The organism is Fulvivirga sp., assembly GCF_040220315.1.
GTDB lineage: Bacteria > Bacteroidota > Bacteroidia > Cytophagales > Cyclobacteriaceae > Fulvivirga.
This window is the reverse complement of sequence record NZ_JAVJUY010000301.1, coordinates 1-4,229: the sequence shown is the minus strand read 5'-3', so window position 1 is coordinate 4,229 and position 4,229 is coordinate 1. Positions and strand designations below refer to the sequence as shown.

4 protein-coding genes and 1 pseudogene are annotated in these 4,229 nt (G+C 38.0%); 4 read left to right on the top strand and 1 reads right to left on the bottom strand.

Annotation, left to right across the window (positions count from 1 at the left end; all coding sequences use genetic code 11):
- The coding region (locus RLO81_RS15165; RefSeq protein ID WP_350113419.1) for a hypothetical protein at positions 1-306 on the bottom strand (306 nt) is incomplete at its 3' end.
- A 100-nt stretch (positions 307-406) separates the two neighbouring features.
- Here RLO81_RS15165 and RLO81_RS15160 point away from each other — a divergent pair.
- From RLO81_RS15160 to RLO81_RS15145, 4 genes and pseudogenes are all read left to right on the top strand, one after another.
- Positions 407-961, top strand: coding sequence for a 2'-5' RNA ligase family protein (locus RLO81_RS15160; protein ID WP_350113418.1), 555 nt, complete (start codon positions 407-409; stop codon positions 959-961).
- Positions 962-1,175: 214 nt separating this feature from the next.
- Positions 1,176-1,757 carry a HupE/UreJ family protein gene (locus RLO81_RS15155; protein ID WP_350113415.1) on the top strand — a complete coding sequence of 194 codons (582 nt, stop codon included), beginning with the start codon at positions 1,176-1,178 and terminating at the stop codon, positions 1,755-1,757.
- On the top strand, positions 1,754-3,991 hold the full coding sequence (locus RLO81_RS15150) for a M1 family metallopeptidase (protein WP_350113412.1): 2,238 nt from the start codon (positions 1,754-1,756) through the stop codon (positions 3,989-3,991). The genes RLO81_RS15155 and RLO81_RS15150 overlap by 4 nt, the downstream gene beginning before the upstream one ends.
- Positions 3,981-4,229, top strand: a pseudogene (locus tag RLO81_RS15145) (M1 family peptidase); the annotation flags it as partial. The gene RLO81_RS15150 and the pseudogene RLO81_RS15145, both read left to right, overlap by 11 nt.

The following is a 4,229-nucleotide window of genomic DNA, read 5'->3' as shown; positions in this document are numbered from 1 at the left end:
GACTGTAATTACATTTCCATTTATTGTATATGTTCCTGTTGAAGTTTCAGTTGTGCCATCCTCAATATCCGTGAATGTAATAGTGCCGTTAGACAAGCGAATGGTGTAGCATTCGCTGGAGGTACAAGATAGAACTTCCGTGTCATTATCAGCAGGGTCATCGCACGTTTCAACTGAACCAGTTTCTGTCCATAATGTGCCTTCTAATGGGGTAGCCCCGCCATCATCGTCATCATCACCACATCCAGTGAAAGCAAAAAGTGATATAATAAGCACGCCATTGAACAAATAATAGAATCTTTTCATTATCGTATAATTTAAGGTGAAATAGGGAATATAAGTTAGCGATTGTTTACCTATTATCATCGAAATATTTATTTAATTTCGATCGACAGAACTACTTGATTTGACAGAAAAACCACTTTATTTCATTGCTTTGCTGCCCCCAGAGCCCATTTACTCAGAAGTGAGTGAATTAAAAAAATATATGTCCACAGAATATGGTAGCAAAGCAGGTTTAAGGTCACCTCCACATATTACCCTGCATATGCCCTTTAAAATTAAGGAAGAGAAGGAGCATGATCTCAAGGCTAGTATTACAGAGTTGGCGCAAGCTACAAACCCGTTTACAGTTTACCTCAATGGTTTTGGGCATTTTAGGGATCGAGTAATTTATATTCATATCGAGAATTCAGATGAATTAACTTTATTGTTTCACTCAGTAAATGAGGTAATGAAAAAAGTATTTAATGTCTTTAATTCTGACTATAAAAACCGTGGCTTTAATCCGCACATGACCTTAGCGTTTAGAGATTTAAAAAAACAAGTATTTCACAATGCCTGGCCAGAATTTGAGGCAAAGACTTTTGTGAAGCATTTTAGGGCGGAATCTCTCTGCCTATTAAAGCATAATGGGGAAAGTTGGGGTGTATATTACAAAGCTCCGTTTATTGTCCGGTAATATTCGAATCGGGCATTTTCTTAATTGGTATTTAATCAGTTTGAGAATTGTATTACTTTCAGAACCCAATTCCTCGTGCTTATTGATCATTTGAGCCAGAAGCATAGTAAATAACTTCCAAACAACCACATAAAGTAAAAAAACCGACATTTATATAATTACATTTTCTCCCTTTCTCAATAAAACCTATAATCGCAAATTAGTAAAAATTCGTATGGAGGAGTTTCTTTTGTATATGGAGCTGGGCCGCGATCACATAGTAGATTGGAACGGACTAGACCATATTCTTTTTGTGATAGCCATTTCGGGATTATATAGTTTTAAAGAGTGGAAAAGGGTAGTATTTCTAGTTACAGCTTTTACGGTTGGACATTCCGTGAGCCTTGCTTTAGCTACGTTTGAAGTCCTTTCTTTTTCAACCGAAATTATTGAGTTTCTTATACCGTTAACCATACTTCTCACAGCACTATTAAATTTGTTCAAAAAAGACACGCTATACCAAAATGTCAAGTGGAATAGTTATTTACTTACACTGTTTTTTGGGCTGATTCACGGCATGGGTTTTTCAAATTATTTAAAGCACCTTTTAGGTACGGGAAATAACATCGTTGTTCAGCTATTTGGGTTTAATGTTGGGCTTGAACTTGGCCAGCTTTTCATTGTTTTTTGTGTGCTGGGCAGTAGTTTTTTATTTACCGAATTATTCTCAGTGAACAAAAGAGATTGGCGGTTGGTTCTTTCTTCTGCGATAGCAGGTATTTCATTAATTCTAACGGTTGAAGCAATATACTGGTGAATCGATTAAACAAAACCATACTAACCTGTATTTTAAGTAGTGCATACATTTTGGGTGCCGCTCAGAGTTCGGAATGGCAAGGCAAATTTGAGCAATTAAACAAAGAGTTACCCACACCAAATGAATATCGTTCGGGCTCTGGTGCCCCCGGGCCAAAATACTGGCAGCAACGGGCAAATTATGATATTGATGTTACGCTTGACGATGCAACACAAGTAATATCTGGAGAAGAAACTATCACCTATTTTAATAATTCCCCTCAACAACTTACCTATCTGTGGGTACAGTTAGATCAAAATATTCTTGATGAAGATTCTGCAACACCTAAGATTTCGTTAGATGGAATTGCCAACAGTGCGGACACCAAATCTGCAGCTACAAATTTTGGCCTTCATGAGTATGAAGGAGGATTTGATATTGAGCATGTATTAGGAAATGACGGGGAACCATTAAACTATGTGATCAACCAAACTATGATGCGCCTTTACCTTAAACAGCCTCTAAAGTCTGGTGATTCAATCAAGATTCATTTGAAATGGAAATACAATATTGCTGACAGAATGAGGTTGGCAGGCAGAAATGGGTATGAATATTTTCCCGAAGATGATAATTACATTTATGCCATTGCCCAGTTTTATCCCAGAATGGCCGTGTATGACGATGTGAACGGTTGGCAAAATAAACAATACTTAGGCGCTGGTGAGTTTGCGCTCACTTTTGGAGATTTTAACGTGAACATCACAGTGCCATCTGATCTTATAGTAGCAGCTACTGGTGTACTTCAAAACCCCAAAGATGTGCTAACGGCAGAACAATTAACAAGATATAATTTAGCCAAGGAATCTTTTAACGAGCCCGTTTTTGTAGTCACCAAAGATGAGGCTGTCGATAATGAAAAAAGTAAATCAACCAAGCAGTCAACCTGGAATTTCAAAGCGGAGAATGTTCGTGATTTTGCCTTTGGTTCATCCAGAAAATTTATTTGGGATGCACAAGCAGTAAAAATTGGTTCCAACACGCCAATGGCTATGTCTTTCTACCCGAAAGAGTCTTATACGCTATGGAGCAAGGTTTCAACTGCCACCATTAAAACAACCCTCGAATCGTATTCAAAATATACTTTTGACTATCCATATCCGGTAGCCAACTCAGTAAACAGTGCCGATATTGGCATGGAATATCCAATGATCTGCTTCAATTATGGCAGAACACAGCCCGATGGAACTTACTCCGACTGGGTGAAATTCAAAACCATTAATGTGATTATCCATGAAATTGGTCATAACTACTTTCCAATGATTGTGAACTCTGATGAAAGGCAGTGGGCCTGGATGGATGAAGGAATTAATACGTTTCTTCAGCATAGAACCCGGGTTGAGAATTATGATTATTTCCCAAACATGGGCGGAACAGTTATCGAGATTGTGGATTACATGAAAAGAGACCCAAACTTATTAAGGCCTATTATGACAAATCCTGAACAATTGGTTAGTAGAGGCTACAACGCTTACTACAAACCTTCTGCGGCTCTCAATGTGCTTCGAGAAACAATTATGGGCCCCGAATTATTTGATGCTGCTCTCAAAGAATATGCCCAACGATGGGCGTTCAAACACCCTAAGCCGGCCGATTTCTTTAGGACTATGGAAGATGCTTCTGCCGTTGATTTAGATTGGTTTTGGAAAGGCTGGTTCTTCAGTAATGACAACGTAGATATTTCTTTGGATGATGTTAAGTGGTATCGAGTTCCTTCATCTGACACCGATATAGAAAACAAAAACAAAAAAGTAAAGAACAGCCACCTAAAAAGCTCAGATAATGATGCGTTGTTAACGATCAATGAATCGCCTCTTCCATTCAAAATTAAACATACTCCTAAGTTTCATTACAATGAATTTCAGGGCAAAATAAATGATACTGCTATTATCAGCCGCTTAGAAAACAAGAATTTTTATGAGCTTACTTTTACGAATAAAGGAGGCCTAATTTCTCCCATAGTAGTAGAGTTTATCTTTGAGGATGATTCCAAAGAGCTTCAAACCATCCCTGCTGAGGTATGGCGGCTGAATGAAAGCATGATAAAAAAGGTATTTACTTTTGATAAAAAGGTAGTTCATGTGGTGTTAGACCCTTATTTTGAAACAGCTGACACAGATATGGGCAATAATCTGTACCCTCGAAAAATGACAGAGAGTGAGTTTGATCGGTTTTTAGAGAAGAATAGTGAGCAATAATAACAAGAAGGTAAATCTGCGGCTTTTTACAATTGTGACCCTTGTATTCTTTCAGGTACACATGATTCAAGCACAATGGAAAGGCAAGTTTGAACAGCTGGATGACCTGTTGCCTACGCCTAACTCTTACCGGTCTGCAGATGGTTCTCCCGGGCCAGATTACTGGCAACAAAAGGCAGACTATAATATTAAAGTGACACTAGATGATAAAAACCAAAGAATTATTGGTAAAGAAACA